Genomic DNA, 17,406 nt, shown 5'->3' with positions numbered 1-17,406 from the left:
ACTTCAAAAAACAATTGACTGTTGGCTTCGCGCAAGTTTAGCCAACAGTCAATCGCCCCTTAGCAAAGCGCTATAACTACTTTTTTAGAACGGTATATGAAAGAGAAAATCGATAAAAATACAATATTGCTTATTCAGATAAACAAGGCATGCTCGCTATACCTGAAAAAAGAATACATATGTTCTCTTACTTTAGCTGGTAGTGCTGAAAGTTTGAGTGAGGGGCTAGTGGAAGCAATAAACTCAGAGCCTTATAGTGCTTTCTTTGTTATGTTTAAGCGTTTCAAAGCAGAATGGCGTAAAGAGGATACCCCTAAAACGAATATCATTCTTCGAGAAAGGAATTGGTCTAGGAACATAATCAAACACCACGACAAGGGTGAGGAGACAATGATCGATATTGATCTTCAATTCCAAAGCTTCATTGTTCTAAAGTCATGTTTGGAGAATTATCGGAAGCTTGGTTTTCAGCCAACACCTGTCATGCGTCAGTTTGAAAAAGTAACACGTGATTTTGGTTAAATCGTAATCATAACAAACGTTGAAGGCTTCAAAATACATTGTCTCATCTAAATCTCGCATGTGAGAACCAATACTCTAAGATTCTTTTGTCCAAAGACGTGTTGACGCCGATCTCGGCAAACACGTCTTTGCCCCTAAATCATCTAACATTCAATTCCTGACCACTTTCTCATGTCAATTCTTGACCTACATATACTAATAGCAGATTATGAGCCTTGTTGATTACTTATGATTAAACAGACATGTTCTGCAATTTATGAGTGGAAGAAAGGATAAGACCTATAGGACAGTATGTTGTTGATATAGTGTCTGTATTTTCTAAAAATATCATAAAGACAATGTCTGCTGAAAAGACACTGTCATATGCCTTTAGCACCATGGATATCGGCGGTGGCAGCCAAGTATGTGTGCTGGAAAACGAAGAGCGATATTGTTTTATCGTTTCCTAAGAGTTCACTAGATTAGAGTTTAAAAATGGGAAAAAAAATAATACTCGTCCACGGGCTGGGCGGTACCTCCGACGGAACATGGGGAAGATTTCCAGAGTTCCTTGAGCAGGATGCAGACCTTGATTACAGCATTGTTTCATATGGCTATCAGTCGCCCCATATAATTAAACAATTTTATCAGCGTGGCCCCAGTATTCTGAATATAGCAAATGGCTTACTCACCGATATAAAAGCTCGGTGCGACTTGGATAACGATGAAATTATTCTTGCTGGCCATAGTTTGGGTGGCTTAGTGGTGAAAAAACTTCTCCTTCGCATGAAGGATAAAAAAATAAACCATAAAATCAAAAAAGTATGCTTTTTTGACGTTCCACATGATGGGTCAGGGTTCGCAAATGTTGGCAAGTATATTTCATTTAGAAATCAGCATCTTAAAAGTCTGTGTCGTGACTCCAGCGAACTCGATGATTTAAATGATCAGTGGGTAGATAGTGAGCTGGACAATGCTCTGGAGATTATGAGCATTGTCGCTGCAAATGACGACATTGTATCTTCTTCTAGTTCCAAGAGTATCTTCAGGCATCATCAGGTTGAAACAATTAACGATGTTGATCACAGCTCAATTGTTAAACCGGAAAGTCTTGAATCATCTTCATATATTGTTTTTAAAAAATTTATTTTGGAAGAACATACCGTAAATAGGTATAAAAATACTGCCTCACGAGACCTTGAAGACTGGAAAAGTGTAGAAAGAAATCATAGTTACCATTATGCGACTGATGAAAATCGAACAAAAGATTTTGAGTCGTTTGTTGCTGCTATGAATTTAGAACGAGCTGTGATTAGGCTAACAGGAGCATCTGGGTTAGGTAAGACACGCTTATTATTAGAAGCTATTGATGCATCTACTTCTATTGATGATTCCTGTGTTCTTATTTTTAATGCACCTGGTTACGACACCACCATTAAAGAAAGTATTCGGGCAATGGTTGAAGATCGTGTTCATGGCCTAGTAGTAATTGAAAATTGTAATATTGATTTGCACAACCATTTGGCCAAGGAGATCAATAAAACAGATTGCTTACTAAAACTTGTTACAGTTGGCTATTCAGATGAACAAGTTGATGAGTCTATTCATATTCAACTTTCCCCATTGTCAGATGAGGGCATAAAGCAGGTCCTATCCCCAATATTAGTTGGAATGGATTCGAGTGACGTTGATCGTGTAGCTCGGTTTGCTCAAGGTTATCCTCTTATGGCTACTCTAATCGCGGGGCAGTATCAGAAAGAGGGTCGGTTGCTTGGTTCGATAGAAAGTAGCTCTGTCGTAAGAAAATTAATAGATGGTGACGGCGGTATAACAGATGTTGAGAAGGGAATGTTATCTGCTTGTTCCTTGTTCGATGTCTTTGGTACGGACGAAGGGACAGCCGGCGAAGAGGCTAAATATATTGCGGAAGATGTTGCAGGGTCTGACCTAAAAACATTTGACAGAGTATTAAAAATATTTACCAGTCGGCAAATCATAAATCGCGCGGGGCGGTACGCAAGACTGGTGCCTAAGCCGCTGGCACTGACATTGGCGTCAGAATGGTGGGAGGAGACGTCATATGATCGTCAAAAGCAGCTAATTGATACCCTTCCCGATTCCTTAATGCAGAGTTTTTGTACTCAGGCTTCATATCTTGATGACCAGCCGAGTGTTCAAAGATTTTCAGATCGGCTATTTGGGGGGCAAAGCCCTTTTGTCCAAGCGGAGGAGCTGCTTACAGAAAGGGGTTCGAAACTCTTCCGCGCATTTGTTGAGGTGAACCCCGAGTCAACGAGCGATGCTTTATACCGAGTTTTGTCTGAGTACAGTCATGAACAACTTCAGGCTATAGGTGGTGATACGCGAAGAAACCTAGTATGGGCATTAGAAAAGCTATGTTTTCATGCGGATGTATTTGAAAAATCAGCATGGTGTATGCTGTTGCTGGCCTCAGCTGAAAATGAAAGTTGGAGCAACAATGCAACGGGTATGTTTTCTCAGTTGTTTCGAGTGCATCTATCTGGAACGCAAGCGAAGCCTAATATTCGCTTTGATATCTTAAAGCGGGCTATTGCAGTTAATCAGACCGATATGGATATTGTGGTTCTTGAGGCTTTAGGTCAAGCAATCAGTACTTATGGAGGCTCGCGAACTGTTGGGGCCGAGTTTCAGGGGACTAAAGCACCGCTTGAAGAGTGGCGGCCAGAGCTATGGCAAGATATTTTTGATTTCTGGCAACAAGCTTTTGATTTAATGTTGGTTCTTTTTGAACGGGGCGATGTGCAAAAAGAAAAAGTCCTGCCAGATATAGGTCATTCAATTCGAGGTTTTGTTGCTCGTGGCCGTATTGAAATGTTGGATTCGGCGATTAGGAAGGTTGTAAGTATCAATGGCTGCTATTGGCCAGAAGCTCTAGACAGTATCAAAAAAACTTTTGAGTATGATTCAGAAGATATCAAGCAAGAAGCGACTGATGCGCTGAATAACTGGTTAGAGCTGCTAAGCCCCGATGAAGCTGAACTGCCCGAGAAGTTAAAGATTTTGGTAACCAATCCTCCCTGGGAACACCATAAAGGTGAGGATGGTCACTACGTTGATGTGGCAGCAGAGAATGCGAAAGCACTTGCGACAGAACTCTCCCATAATATTGAAGAGCTACTCCCTCACCTCGGCTTATTGTTACAGGGGGAGCAAAAGCAGTCCTATGCTTTTGGCCACCAATTGGCTCATGACTTAACTGATGTTGTGCCGATACTTGGTTTGGCTCTAGAGCGCTTAGCGGCCATTGAAAAGCCTAACTATCGGTTAGTTTTAGGTTTATATCGAGGTTTGTTTGAGCAGTCGCAAGATCTTTGGCAAGAGAATATCGATCGGTTAGTTGCGGATGAGAAATTGGTTCATCTTTATCCAGATTTTATACGGACGGGTGATATTAAAAAGGCACATTTAGATAATCTGCTGGAGCTCATTCAGCGAGGTGTGTTATCGCCAAATAGTGCGAATGAATTGAGTTATGGCAGTGTGACTGACAGCATTGAACCGGATGTGATGGCCGGTTTTTGCTTACCGTTAGCTGATCTGGGCGAACAGGCAAGCTGGTCTGCGCTCAATGTGATTTATATGTATTGTTTTAGCAATAAAGACAGCATCAACGAGCTAAGAGATCAGCTTAAGTATTTAGTCACAGCCGTACCTTTACATAAAGGGCAAGAGAACAGCGCAACAGATACACACCATTGGCATGACATGGCTAAAAAGCTATTAAAAGAGCGAGATGAAGAGCTTGCTGTTGCGCTAACTAATCAGTTAATTGCGGCGAGTAAATTCGGCTTAAATCATGGTGATATCTGGTCTTATACCAAACCTTTAATGTTAAGCCTAATGAGCGACTATGGTGACGTAATCTGGCCGATATTTGGTGAGGCTATCGTTCGAGCAGAAGGGATGGATAAGTATTGGTTACAGCAGCTCTTAGATAGGGAAACAAGTTTGGTAGGAAATGTGCCAAGTGTATTTTCTGTTATTCCAGTTGAAAGCGTTATGGAATGGTGCTTAAAGCAACCAGATATTGGTCCAGTTTTTGTTGCCCGTTGTTTAAATGTCATCGAAACAGTTGATGAGATGCAACAGCCTTCGGCTTTGTTTATCGCCTTGCTTGAGAACTTTGGAAATGACCAACGGGTAGCGAGTGAACTGAGCGCTAATATGGGAACCCGTGGTTGGTCAGGCTCTCTAGTTCCCTACTTAGAATCAGATAAAGTTGCACTAAGCCCCTTGATGGCACATGAAAATTATAATGTAAGGCTCTGGGTTAAAGATCATATTGCATATATAAACCGCCAAATAATTGAAGAGTCGAAGCGAGATGAAGAGCATGGACTTGGGCTTTATTAGTATGAGGGTAAGCATTTAAAAGGCGTCATATAACAAGTTGCTGCATGCGGAAAAATTTTAACTAGTGTTGCCTCAGATGTAAAAAAAGATGCTTTATCACTTTGCATGGAAGCTGGGGCTTATCTGGAAGCTCACAAATTAAATGAAGCAGTAACGCATTCGTTGTGTCTATGCCGCGAAGACGAAAATGGTGAGTTTTTGGTTTTATCACCTTGTGGTATTTGCCAAGAACGTTTAGTTCACTGGGGCGGTGACGTAAAAGCGGCAATAACCACAGAAGGGAATAAATTAGTTTTTGAAACTTTTCGAGATCTCATACCGCATCATTGGTCTTTGGTTAATGGCTCTGCGCTATAACAAAGAGCCTAAGGCCTCAACATACTTTTCCTAATCTGACAGAAACTTTTTAGAGCATCAGTTCTAAAACGTTTCTGTCCAGAAACGTTCTAGCGCCAATAGAAACCAGTGAATTATCATACATGTGTGATCACCAAGCGACTTTGAATTCTGCCAACAAGAAACAGTAAAGGAAGATTCTAAATAGTACCTATTTAGTCACTCCGCAGACCAAATCTAAGTCTGAATATGCAACTAGACTTCACGTTTACTTTTGGCTAGCAATGATGAAATTAATTCTTTCCTCTCACTCTCTGTCATTTGAGAAACAATACATGCTAGTTCTGCGGCGCTTGCATCTTCACAGAAAAAGTAACTTAAAGGCACACCTAGTTCATCGGCCAATAGCTTTAAGGTTTGTACGTCTGGGGTGTGTTTACCCTTCTCGTATTGATTCATTCTTGGGCTAGCAGAGCTTTCATCCATACCTATACGTGCTCCCAATGCTTTTTGAGAGAGGTTTGCTTTTTTGCGGGCTTCTTTGAGCCGCCTTGGAATTGGGTTTTCGAATGGCACTTAAGTTTCATTTCTCTGATCTCACGGTAACTAAGATTTTCTTAGTTTTACTGATTTCTGTATACTAAGCAATCCTTAGTATTTTAGTGGTGTATGCGGTACATGAAGCGTTCATTGAAAATCAGTGATGAAATGCACAACCTATTGATTGAAAAAGAGATGGATGGTTTTTTAGTTGTTGAGCTAAGAGATGCATTTGTTTCGATTTATGACTCCTATGTTGATCTGGATGATGCTCGTCGTAAGGTTTATCGACAGCTCCTTCGTTTGGTGAAGAACAATTGCCTTCGAGTTGAAGGGACGGGGCAGCAGAAACGATACTTTCAAACAGACTTATTTAAAGGTCTTCAAATCGATACTGCATCAGACAACACTAAGGTTACTTTTTCCACCTTGTCGGATTACTCGGTATTAAGGCTCGAACGCAATCAGTACAAAGGTGAGCTAGAGATTGTTTTTGGGGAGATTAATGAGTATCAATCTCTCTGTAGCCGCTTTCCTGAACTCGAGCCGAGGTTGCTTCCACTTCTTGAGCAAGCAAGAGAGCATTCAGCGCAGTTGTTAGGAAGAGTGAATGTACTCACCAGTGTTCTCAAAACACTTTGTGAGGACAACCAATCGTGCTAAGGCCATGGCAGGCAGAATGCTCAGAGAAGGCATTACAGAAATACAGCTCAAACCAGCAGCACTTCTTCTGCCAAGCAACTCCAGGGGCTGGAAAAACGGTACTGGCTGCGACGGTTGCTTCAAGGTTGATGCAAGAGGGCAAGATCGACCTTGTATTATGTTTCTCACCTTCTTTAACGGTTTCAAGCGGAATAAAGAAAACCTTTTCACAGATTCTTAATTGTACCTTTAATGGAGGGTTAGGTTCTATTGGACGATCTCTCACTTATCAGTCGATTCAATTTCTAAATGAGGAGTTTTGGCTGACGCTAAGAAATCATCGAGTTTTTGTGGTCTTTGATGAGATACACCACTGCTCTGGTACAGAGATTGAAAATGCGAATGTTTGGGGGCAACAAGTCCTTGCAAAGATTCAAGGGCTCGCAACGTATACCCTTGCTCTTTCAGGGACTCCGTGGCGTTCAGACTCTTTGCCGATAGTATTGGGACAGTACGGCGATCCTGACGGAATACTTTTGGTTGATTATCAATACACGTTAAAACAAGCAATCGGCGATAAGGTTTGCAGAGCCCCTAAGATTGTTTTGGTTGATAATGAACATTTGACCGTGACGAACGATGAGAAAGTGGAGTCTTTTTCTTCAATATTGGAAATGATTAAGCAAACTAAGGCCTCATATCAAAGCATCATTCATAATGAAGATGCAATGGAGTACTTACTTGGATTGGGTTGCAAAAAGCTTGAAGAAATCCGTTCACGATCCCCGACGGCTGGAGGGTTAATTGTTGCTGCATCCGTTCAGCACGCACAAACAATTAAAAAGGTACTTTTTGAAAAGTATGCTCAATCGGTCTCAATAGTGACCTATCGGCATGAAGAGCCTTTAGCAGAGATTGAACGTTATAGACGAAGCTATACTCAATGGATTGTTAGCGTTGGAATGATTAGTGAGGGGACCGATATTCCGCGCCTTCAAGTGTGTTGTCACATGAGTTCAGTCAAAACCGAATTGTACTTCAGACAGGTGCTCGGGCGAATTCTTCGTGTGAACGGCGCAACAAATCAACAAGCGTGGTTATTCACCTTTGCTGAACAAAGCTTGATTGACTATGCAGAAAGGATTGAACAAGATATTCCTGAGTCGTGTATATATGCAAAGTGGGAAAAGTTTGTAGAAGCCGAGCCAGATACTAAGCGCAACCGTCTGAGCGAAAAGGGGCTGCTAGAAGAGCGAGGAGGACTTAGCTCTAAGCTTGTATGGAATAGCACGACAAGGAACACTGAGAATATTGATGTCGCATTTGGCGCGTTTGATGAGCTTCGGCTTGGAACTTTTAGACAGCGGGTAATATCGGCATTTTTGGCTTCTTGAGTAGGCCTATTGCTTTACCAACTCGTTTGATTCAATATCAATTCAGCATTTCGATTCTGTATTGCTTCTGGCTCGAAAGAGTTAGTAAATCCTGCTAGCTCAAAAATACCCCAAAACGTTTCAGGTGCCACAGTTAAACCCATTGGATTAGCTAATGAACAACTACTGAGGAATCCTCAGTAGTTGCAAAGTTTGCAACAACCCCCAATTATCCAACAGCCTGTTGGATAAATTTTAATACCTAAATTTTGCAAGAGGATCTTGAAAAAATGCGAAACAAGTTGTTTCGTAATTCGTCTTTGCCCAATTATTGCTGAGTTCATTACTATCTATCCGCTCGCTAATCATTATTTGACCAACTTTTCCTGATGTAGGTATGGTGTATAGGACTTATCATATAAATTTGGGCGGAGTTTAAGGTGAATAAAGAGACCAAAAAGAATTTTGATAAAGTATTTCAGGCTGCGTTAGCACTGTTTGGTAGTGAAGAAGCTGCTAATCACTGGCTTAAGCACCCAGTTCGAGGACTTGGTAACAAACGACCAATTGATATGCTTTCGACAGCCGAAGATACCAAGGCTGTACTCAATTTGATTGGCCGTTTAGAGCATGGAGTGTTTTCGTGAGCTTTGTTGCTACAAACTTTTGCCCTAAAGCGTTTCAGGGGCCACAGTAAAACCCATAGGATTAGCTAGTGACCAACTACCGAAGAATCCTTAGTAGTTGCAGAGTTTGCAACAACCCTTACATGCCCGAATTGTCCAAACAGCCTGTTGGACAAATTTTAATACCTAAATTTTGTAAGAGGGTCTTGCAAAAATGCGAAACAAGTTGTTTCGTAAATCGTCTTTGCCCCATTATCAGACAGAGTAAATACTCATTCATATCCTGTTTATTGGTTTTACCTTACTAAAAGTTATCAATTCTTCTAATACTGTTAGTTGTTAATCCCCGTGTTGTATCACGGGGGTAAATTCAACCTAACGTATAGGCTGCGTTGCACTTTCTCTCTATTCTTTTAACAACAAACGTTATAGCGCCTATAAGCTCTTACGTACTTTCGATCTTAGATAGTAAAAGAATCCAGTCGATTTCAAAAAATTATACTTTTAAAGGGAGAGAAATTGTTGATAGTTGCTTATAATACAGTTTATTACGGTGATATTGAGATGTACCATGGCAAGCGCAAACCAGATAAAACAGTTAGTAAGACACTTCATTAAAAAAGATGAGAAGCGATTCTTGTCCGTTGTCTTACAAATTTCAGCGCATGAGTCGAAAATTGGTCATACTAAGTTTGCTGAAGAATTACGTAACCTTGTAGAAAACGCCAAGCTTGCACTCAATTCCCCTAAGTCAATTGCCCCTGAGGTTGTTTCTTCGAACTCATCCAGAATTGACATCTCGCACGCTAATGACCTTTTTACTGTAAGTCATCCAACGCTTACATTTAAGAACATTATCTTGTCTCAAGATATTGAAGCTAAGCTAGTGAGATTTCTAGATGAAAATAGAAACTCAACCAAAATCAGACAATACGGTCTTGTTCCTCGAAGACACCTCCTACTTTTCGGACCTCCTGGTACCGGAAAAACTATGTCTGCTAGTGTAATAGCTCATGAACTGCATTTACCATTATTTACAGTAAGAATGGATTCATTAATGACTAAGTTCATGGGGGAAACTTCTGCCAAATTAAGAAGTATTTTTGAGTACATAGGAACTCATAAAGGTGTCTACCTATTTGATGAATTTGACTCTATAGGCACAAAGAGAAGTGTAACTAATGATGTTGGAGAAGTTAGACGTGTTTTAAACACATTTCTTCAATTATTGGACGAACACCAATCTGATAGTTTGATCATTTCAGCTACGAATCATAAAGACATACTCGATCATGCGCTATACCGCAGGTTTGATGACGTTATTGAGTACGCTCGCCCGACCAACGACTCAATAATGGACCTTATCTCATCGCGATTTATCGCTTTTGACTTGAACTTAAATGATCCTGATAAGCTAGTGTCAGCAGCTAATGGTTTAAGTTATGCAGAGATAAAGAAAAGCTGTGATGATGCAGTGAAATCCGCTTTGATTAATAACATACAAAAAGTAGAACAAAGCGACCTAATATCATTACTAAATGAAAGAAAATCATATCAAAATTGATATATACCTAGGCTAGGTTAAATGAAAAAACACATAAAGTTAAATCCATCCAAATCTCTGTTAGATTATAGAGCTGTATCCCCCGTAATTCCTAACAAACCTTTTAGAACTAACAGAGCTTTACATTATCAACAAATCAGAAGTTCGTTCGACAATGCCGTTGTTTCTAGCAAAGATTTATTAGCAAAAGCTGCGGTTATCGTTGGTAAGGAGAACACACCTGATAATGTGTTGCTTTCTGTTAAGGAAAATGTACGTAATCCAAGTCGGCTGAAGATTGAGTCGTTAGACAACAAAACTATCGAACTATTATCTGTAAACACCATCGATGGTGTATGTACTGCAAACATATCTTTGCCACTCAAGAACCTCGAGAAGTTCTCTGAAAAAATAACGCAATATGGTCACGAGGAATCAGCATCTAACCGCCCTAAGAACCAACCTTTAATTGAATCTATTTCAGAGATCTCCTCAACATCTATTAAAGAACTTTGGTTTAGTACTAAGCCCTTACCTACTGACGCCAACTCAATACTTAACTTTGAACTCTGGTTTAGCTCAAAAGAATCCAATACCAACGAAATTGAAAGGAAAATTGAGATCGCGAACAGAGCTGCTTCTCTATCCATCGGTAATGGCTGTATTACTTTTAAAGACCGAGTAGTTAAGATCGTAACTGGTACTATTACACAACTTGAGCTATTTCATCGGCTAAGCAATTTGATAGTTGAAGTTAGACCTGCGGCAACTGTTTGCTCAGATTATTTATCCGCACCAGTGACAGAACAGTTGGATTGGCAAAGCAATTTGTCATATGAAGTATCTCCAAACGCGGTACCAATTTGTATTTTAGATAGTGGCGTTAACATTCAACATCCTTTGTTAGTTTCAATTTCCGAATCTAGCTCACAGGTCTTATACGACCCAAATTGGCCCGCGGGCGATCAATTTGGACATGGGACATGGATGGCTGGCGCTTCGGTACTTGGGGATTTGAAGCATCAACTAAACAATTCTACTATAGAGATCACTGGGAAAATTGAGTCAGGAAAGATCATCTCCGGGTTTAGCCAGAACGACCCAGATTTGTATGGGTTAATTACAAGCGATGTTGTCTATAATATTGATTCAATTAACCCCTCCAACAATCGTATTTACACGTTGGCGACAACATCCGCGGATTATTCATTGTTGGGAGCCCCTTCGAGTTGGTCCGCAAAAGTAGATGAATTAGCTTCAGAAAGTCCTGATGACCCTATAAGGAGGCTATTCGTTGTATCTGCTGGCAACTTATTGTTGAATTCACCAAGAGACATTCCTACAACCAACCAAAATGCAACCATCCAAGAACCAGCTAACGCTTATAACGCTTTGACTGTTGGTTATTGGTCGAGTGAGGCATTATTACATGAATCTGGTTATGAGCTGTTTAGTGAACTGTCAGATATTGGGCCTACGTCAACATCAAGTCATTCTTGGCATAAGTCATCACCACTAAAGCCAGAGGTTGTATTTGAAGGGGGAAATTTTGGGTATGATCCGATTTCTGATTTCAGCTCCGAGTTCGAAGATTTAAGTATTTTAGCGATATCACATGACTTCTCTAGTGGTGAATATTTTAGCTATTTTGGAGAAACTAGTGCCGCAACAGCTTTAGCGACTCACTTTACTTCAAAGGTCTGGTCGCAATATCCTGACTATTGGCCTGAAACAATACGTGCGTTAGTTGTCCACAGTGCGGAATGGCCCGAAAAATTAAAATCACGATTTAGTCCATTTAAAAATAAATCCGATGTCGAATCACTTCTAAGGCTCGGTGGGTATGGGTATCCAAATTTAACCAAGGCTCTACGTAGTGGTGACCGCAATGTGAATCTGATTATAGAGGACACAATTCAACCTTATACATCAGATGGAAAGATGAATGAAATGGCATTGTATTCGTTACCATGGCCATCGAATGAACTAGCAAAACTTGATGATGAGGCTGTAAAGTTAAAAGTAACTTTATCTTATTTTATCGAACCAAACCCCGGCGAAAGAGGATGGGCTAACAAGTATAAATATTGTTCTCATGGTTTAAGGTTTGAACTTAACTCAGCTGAAGAAAATCAAGAAGAATTTGCATCACGTATTAACAAACAGTACCGAGATGACAACCCTCACATAGATAAAACTGAAAGTGATTCATCTCAATGGATGTTAGGTCAGAGGTTAAGAAGCAATGGCTCAATTCACTCAGATACTTGGTCTGGAACCGCTAGGGAACTATCTGAGAAGAAATATTTAGCTATCTTCCCTGTTTCTGGTTGGTGGAAAGAACTAAAATCTGAAAATCGACAATCAAGTGTGGCTAAGTATAGTTTGGTGGTATCAATAGAAACACCAGAAAATAATCTTGCTATTTATAACGAAATTCAAAATATCATCGATATTGATACTCAAATTACTAACGTAATAAAAACTTGAGAAAATCCTTTCATTAAATATCACTAATCAAATAAAAAGCCGAACCCTCTTGATAAAGGTTCGGCTTCCTTCCCCTTGATATGACCCAAAAGGAGGACTGGCTAATTCACTAAACAAGGTCTATCTTTGCGCCAGTCAAGTTAACCTTATCAGCAAAAGGCTACCGTGTTATCGAATATGGCTTAGAGTTTGAATTCGCATTGATAACCCCATACTTTTCTAATCCCTTTTCTTAATGTTAGCTAACGATCTAGCTAACCCAAGTAAGTGAGTTGAAGTCTTGATTTCTAATTCAGACTGAATTCCCAATAGAGCAATTCCGGCCAATATTTGTTGAGGTCTCACTACTTGGCCAGTCGGCAGCTCCATTCGGTCATATAACATTTTGAACTGTTCCCAGTCTTTACTATTGCTTAGTTCCCGACCTTTGGCCGTACGCATGAGTCTTTTGCATTCTGGCGGTATTTGATTTCCCTCATCCCAACCTATGACAGTTCTCACAGATTTAAAACACAGTTCAGCAACCTCTTCCTTAGTCATTTGACACTCTAACTCTCGAAAAATGTAATTCTTACTCATTTCGCGATACTTCAATGATAAAAAATTATATATGCAATAGGTTGTATTTATTTCATCGGATATACACAATTAAACATAATCAGACAAAGTGCGCACTGTACAAAGGCGTATTAATTGGCAAACTTGCCTTATAAAAAGTTATTCATGAATCATTAATATTAGAATTCCTGAAACTCATTTATGGACAAAAGTGTGTCAGCTACTTTGCTAAATTAACCATCTATGAATAACTTTTTGTAAGGCAACCCCCGCTCAATTAGCTTGTTATCACAGTGCGCTCTCTTTAACTCATTCGTTTTGGAAGTAGTGAGCTAACTAACTTATGATTTTTATACATACAAAAGGCCAAGAATTTTCTTGGCCTTGAGTTATTCAAACCTAACTACCCATAAGATCTTCAATAGATGCTAGTTTTTTACCTTGTGCAATATCGATACTGCCAGTTGGCCACTCTACGTCTGTTGCGAGTTTTAATATCCATAGTGGTATTGCAAAATTTTCAGCAACATCTTGTTTAAGTTCTATTGCGTTGCTATACCCCCAATGAAATACAGGTTTTACTGCATCCTTCACCAGTTCAATATTGTCTAGTTTTATTGAAGTAATAAGGCTTTCACCTACAGAATCGCCGTCTACAAAGCTGATACTAAGAGTCATCTTCTCGATATCACCTGGAAGATAAAATGGCTGAACTCGATTTTCCTCTTCTAGCTTAGTTCTAATAAATTCCTTTGCGTTCTGGTACTTATCATTGACGACTAAACTTAAGACCTTATCGGCAGACTCAAACTTGCTGTCAATTCGGTAATTCCCTTGTGAATCGAAATAGATCTCAAACAGCATTCCAGAAAGAATGTGATTGGCGTTTTCGTTGTTAAACTTATCTAATCGACTGGATAATGATGAAATGTATTCCATCGCTTTAACCGAATTGCCACACGCAGCTTGATAGATATTTCTACCTAAAACAAAGTAAGAAGATGGCGTGACTTGGTCGCCGACAAGAGAGCTAATTCGTAAAATTGCCGGATTTTGTGTATACCAGTTGTAACTCTTTAGATCTTGAATTATTTCGTTGATTATACCAGGTGCATCAGTTTGGTAATCACGATCATGTAGGGCTTCTATATCGTATTCACAAGAATACACCGGCTCTGCAGAATCCTCTGGTACGTCAAGAGCATCTTCTGGAATATCAAGGTCGCCTTCTGGAGTATCAAGGCCGCCTTCTGCAGTATCAAGACCGCCTTCTGGTTTATCAGGGTCACTGTCTGGTACATCATTAGGTTCGAAGGTAGATTCTTGTATGTTTATCTGAATAGCACCAGCAATATTCTTGAATTTTTTAGAATCTCCATTCTTCGAAAGACTTTCAATTAATGTTGCTAGGTTACAAATGATTAATTTTGAATGTCCTGTATTTTGTTCAAACTCAGATACAAGTCTTGGGTCAGCAATTCGAATCTGAGGATTTTTATTTGGTATATTTTTCCGCTCACCGCCAATAGACTTCACTATTTCTCTAGGAGCATATACCCAGTCTGACTTTTCATCGTTTGTTAAAAAAAGAACCGAGTCGAAGTCGGTATTGGGTTCTTTGGATTTTTCAAGAATCTCAAACCAAATAATGAGATCACCGAAGCGGTTTTCACCTTTGTGGCTATCTTTAAACCCTGGAGGTAAGCGATGTTCATACCGAGCATCTCCTTCATCTGAGGCTCTTGCACATATGCTTGCAATGTCCGACTTTAAGACTGAATCCGAAAAGTGTTCTACGATTTCATTGTGTACATTACCGGTATTAAACTGTGCATTAAACGGTTTTGTGTATTTATCTAAAGACTCGATAGTCTTCTTAAAATCTTCTAAATATTTTTCTCGGTCTTCAGTGTGCCCAGACTCCTTCAACAACTTATCATCTACGAATAATGAAGCCATCTCATAAAGTGCATCATAGGCTTTTTTTGCTGTTTTTGGATTAACGCTTTTGTGACTGTAATCATTTAACCTGTTAGTTGTAACCCGGTTTAAATACTCATTAGCAGCCCATTCAGGGATAAATAAACGCTTTTGCGTAATAACAGATTTAGCCCACGTAAAGAACTCGTTTCGTGCATTTGCGTGAAGTTTAAATAGATAAGATAGAATATTTGTGTCGATAAGAATTAGAGTTTTTTCGTTTGAGATTTCATCAGCTATCTCTTTGTGATACTCATCGATGGTTTTATTAAAACTGTGATGACCTAATCGCATTTAAAAATCCACATGTAAAACAAGATGCACCATGCTAACTCATTGTTATTAAATAAGATACTAGTAGTTTTGGGGTTTATGCTTCTGATTTTTGTGTTTCCTAGTAAGTTCTGTAAAAACATTAGCCACCCAGCATTCTCATTCGTAATGATACATTAAATATGCCCAGCTCAAGAGTAGAAGAAAAACGATTATGAGTAACTAAGCCAAATTGTAGCAGACAGATCTGAGGAAGCGGTTCTAACCATTTTGACGTTAGATATCTGCCATCTACCCATGGCGCTACGTAGCAATAAAGAATAATTACACCCTGTGGCTTCCCAGTACACCCCCCTTAGATAAAAGCAACAAACAGCACAAAGCAGAATTAGGTACTGAACTACTTATAGAGTTCCTCAGACAAGACCAACCATAATATGTTTTCTTTTATGATAATTTTGCCCCGTATTACTTTGTAGGTTTTAGAGGAGTGAAAGGTCAGGTTTTGCCTTTTGCCTGCCATTAGTTCAAGTATTTCAAAAATAGCACTATCAAATCTGGGTAGGGTTGGTGCTGACACGTTTGGGTCGGATAGGCGACACCCGTTACCGAGTGCCGCTCTCCTTAGAACCCAGCGTGCAACTTTCACTGCACTGGGCTCAAGCCTCCACTAAGGCATACTACGTTACCCACCTGCCATTAAGGCAGATTTTGCAATGCACATTTGAGGCTTCAATACTTACTATCAAACAGTTAAAGGATAACGATTGATAGTGGCAAGGAGAGGCACTAACCTTAAATAAAGTCATCATTTGCGTTTCTCCTTTAATAAAGTTCCTCAAATCATCTTGCAACGGGAGACCCGCTGGAAGTGGGCTCACTTTCGTGTCAGACATCAGTCTGTATCTGCATCATTACAATACAGCGTTAGCTTTCTCCAGCATCCTCTACCTGCACCACTATCGGCTGCCTTCGCAGACAGCTTTCCTCCAAGGAGGAGTGATACAGGCTTACCCTGTTCCGTATGTCGCGTAAAATGTCAGGTTAGATGCCCACTCTAGTGCGAAGAGTACAACAATCACGAAAGGGCACTGCCCAACTCCTTTCCGACTCTCATTGCCATTTTGGCCACAGCGTATTAACCACTTCCGCTGCTTCATCACATAACGCACCTTATATGGATTCACATATGTTCATCATACTGACGCCCTAGCACTTACCCGATTTGTGGTTATCAGGAGGAACGTCTTCTCGCGATTCTGTTCCCACTCAGCCTAACGACCGAGTTTCGTTACATTGTCGGATCCGCTACTTTATTCAGGATCCTAGGGTCACCTGGTGATACAGGAGGTTCACTCTTATCGTGGTGAACAACGCTTCATACGACTTCAGGTCGCACGGGCACTTTTGAGTTAGTAAGTGCCACGTGTAAAAATTCATCCTATGAAGGTTTCGGACATAACTTTGTCGATGACAATGTGAACCCTATTAAATAGGGTTCATTTCGACTAACAATCAGTGCCTTCTGAAAGTAGCAATGCATCTTCTAATTCAACACCAAGGTAGCGGATCGTGTTGTCTACCTTTGTATGTCCCAGTAAAAGCTGCACTGCTCGAATATTTTTAGTTTTTGCATAGACCAGTGTCGCTTTCGTTCGTCTCATCGAATGAGTGCCATACAGGTTCGGATCTAATCCAAGGTTTGACGCCCATTTCCTAACTAGAGAGCGATAGTACGAATAGCTTATAGCTTTATGCTCACGTCTTTGGCTTGGAAAAAGAAAATCTCGGCTGCTTAGTGAAGCAATCAAAATCCATTTCATTAGGCTTTGTTGAGTTCTTGACGTTATCTCAAATTGAACTTCAATGTCTGTTTTTCGTTGGATATGCTTAACGCGATTAAATATCCTATCTTGCGAAGATACATCGCAAATTCTGAGAGCGAGTAAGTCACTCGCTCTAAGCTTGCTATCAATTGCTAAGTTGAGCAACGCAAGTTGCATCAAATTATTTTCAATTTCTAATCTGGTTCTGATCCGCCAAATTTCCTCAAGCCGAAAAGGTTTTTTGACGCCACTACGCTTCGTTTTGTTGAAAACCACCATGATGACCTCCTTTTTGATTGGTCATCACGATTGTAGTTGGAAGG

General features: G+C 40.1%; 11 protein-coding genes and 1 pseudogene. 8 read left to right on the top strand and 4 right to left on the bottom strand.

The window, feature by feature from the left end:
* Positions 1 to 96: 96 nt before the first annotated feature.
* The 3 genes and pseudogenes from AC3CKG_RS18835 to AC3CKG_RS18825 form a co-directional block, all read left to right on the top strand.
* Positions 97 to 522, top strand: coding sequence for a hypothetical protein (locus tag AC3CKG_RS18835; protein WP_488529783.1), 426 nt, complete (start codon positions 97 to 99; stop codon positions 520 to 522).
* 474 nt (positions 523 to 996) lie between these two features.
* On the top strand, positions 997 to 4,896 hold the full coding sequence (locus AC3CKG_RS18830; RefSeq protein WP_488529782.1) for an esterase/lipase family protein: 3,900 nt from the start codon (positions 997 to 999) through the stop codon (positions 4,894 to 4,896).
* Between the two features lie 48 nt (positions 4,897 to 4,944).
* Positions 4,945 to 5,253: pseudogene (locus AC3CKG_RS18825) on the top strand (cytidine/deoxycytidylate deaminase family protein); the annotation flags it as partial.
* Positions 5,254 to 5,487: 234 nt separating this feature from the next.
* On the opposite strand, the gene AC3CKG_RS18820 reads toward AC3CKG_RS18825, so the two are convergent.
* Positions 5,488 to 5,808, bottom strand: a complete 321-nt coding sequence (locus AC3CKG_RS18820; RefSeq protein WP_488529781.1) for a helix-turn-helix domain-containing protein — start codon at positions 5,806 to 5,808, stop codon at positions 5,488 to 5,490.
* Positions 5,809 to 5,922: 114 nt separating this feature from the next.
* Between AC3CKG_RS18820 and AC3CKG_RS18815 the strand changes: the two genes are divergently transcribed.
* From AC3CKG_RS18815 to AC3CKG_RS18795, 5 genes are all read left to right on the top strand, one after another.
* On the top strand, positions 5,923 to 6,435 hold the full coding sequence (locus tag AC3CKG_RS18815) for a hypothetical protein (RefSeq protein ID WP_488529961.1): 513 nt from the start codon (positions 5,923 to 5,925) through the stop codon (positions 6,433 to 6,435).
* The gene (locus AC3CKG_RS18810; protein ID WP_488529780.1) at positions 6,429 to 7,808 is read left to right on the top strand and encodes a DEAD/DEAH box helicase; all 1,380 of its coding nucleotides are present in this window, start codon (positions 6,429 to 6,431) and stop codon (positions 7,806 to 7,808) included. The genes AC3CKG_RS18815 and AC3CKG_RS18810 overlap by 7 nt, the downstream gene beginning before the upstream one ends.
* 419 nt (positions 7,809 to 8,227) lie before the next feature.
* On the top strand, positions 8,228 to 8,434 hold the full coding sequence (locus AC3CKG_RS18805) for an antitoxin Xre/MbcA/ParS toxin-binding domain-containing protein (RefSeq protein WP_065099927.1): 207 nt from the start codon (positions 8,228 to 8,230) through the stop codon (positions 8,432 to 8,434).
* Between the two features lie 550 nt (positions 8,435 to 8,984).
* A complete protein-coding gene (locus AC3CKG_RS18800; RefSeq protein ID WP_488529779.1) occupies positions 8,985 to 9,977 on the top strand; it encodes an AAA family ATPase in 993 nt (330 codons plus the stop codon).
* Positions 9,978 to 9,998: 21 nt separating this feature from the next.
* Entirely contained in the window at positions 9,999 to 12,446 is a 2,448-nt protein-coding gene (locus tag AC3CKG_RS18795; protein WP_488529778.1) for a S8 family peptidase, read from the top strand.
* A gap of 219 nt (positions 12,447 to 12,665) precedes the next feature.
* Here AC3CKG_RS18795 and AC3CKG_RS18790 read toward each other — a convergent pair whose 3' ends face one another.
* From AC3CKG_RS18790 to AC3CKG_RS18780, 3 genes are all read right to left on the bottom strand, one after another.
* Entirely contained in the window at positions 12,666 to 13,040 is a 375-nt protein-coding gene (locus tag AC3CKG_RS18790) for a regulator (protein WP_488529777.1), read from the bottom strand.
* A 363-nt stretch (positions 13,041 to 13,403) separates the two neighbouring features.
* Positions 13,404 to 15,278 (bottom strand): PIN-like domain-containing protein, encoded by a 1,875-nt coding sequence (locus AC3CKG_RS18785; protein ID WP_488529776.1) that lies wholly within the window; start codon positions 15,276 to 15,278, stop codon positions 13,404 to 13,406.
* 1,487 nt (positions 15,279 to 16,765) lie between these two features.
* A complete protein-coding gene (locus AC3CKG_RS18780; protein ID WP_016800696.1) occupies positions 16,766 to 17,362 on the bottom strand; it encodes a tyrosine-type recombinase/integrase in 597 nt (198 codons plus the stop codon).
* Between the last annotated feature and the right edge of the window lie 44 nt (positions 17,363 to 17,406).

The sequence above is a fragment of the Vibrio sp. QJM3NY_15 genome (genome assembly GCF_057785995.1).
This window is presented reverse-complemented; position numbering and strand designations above follow the sequence as displayed.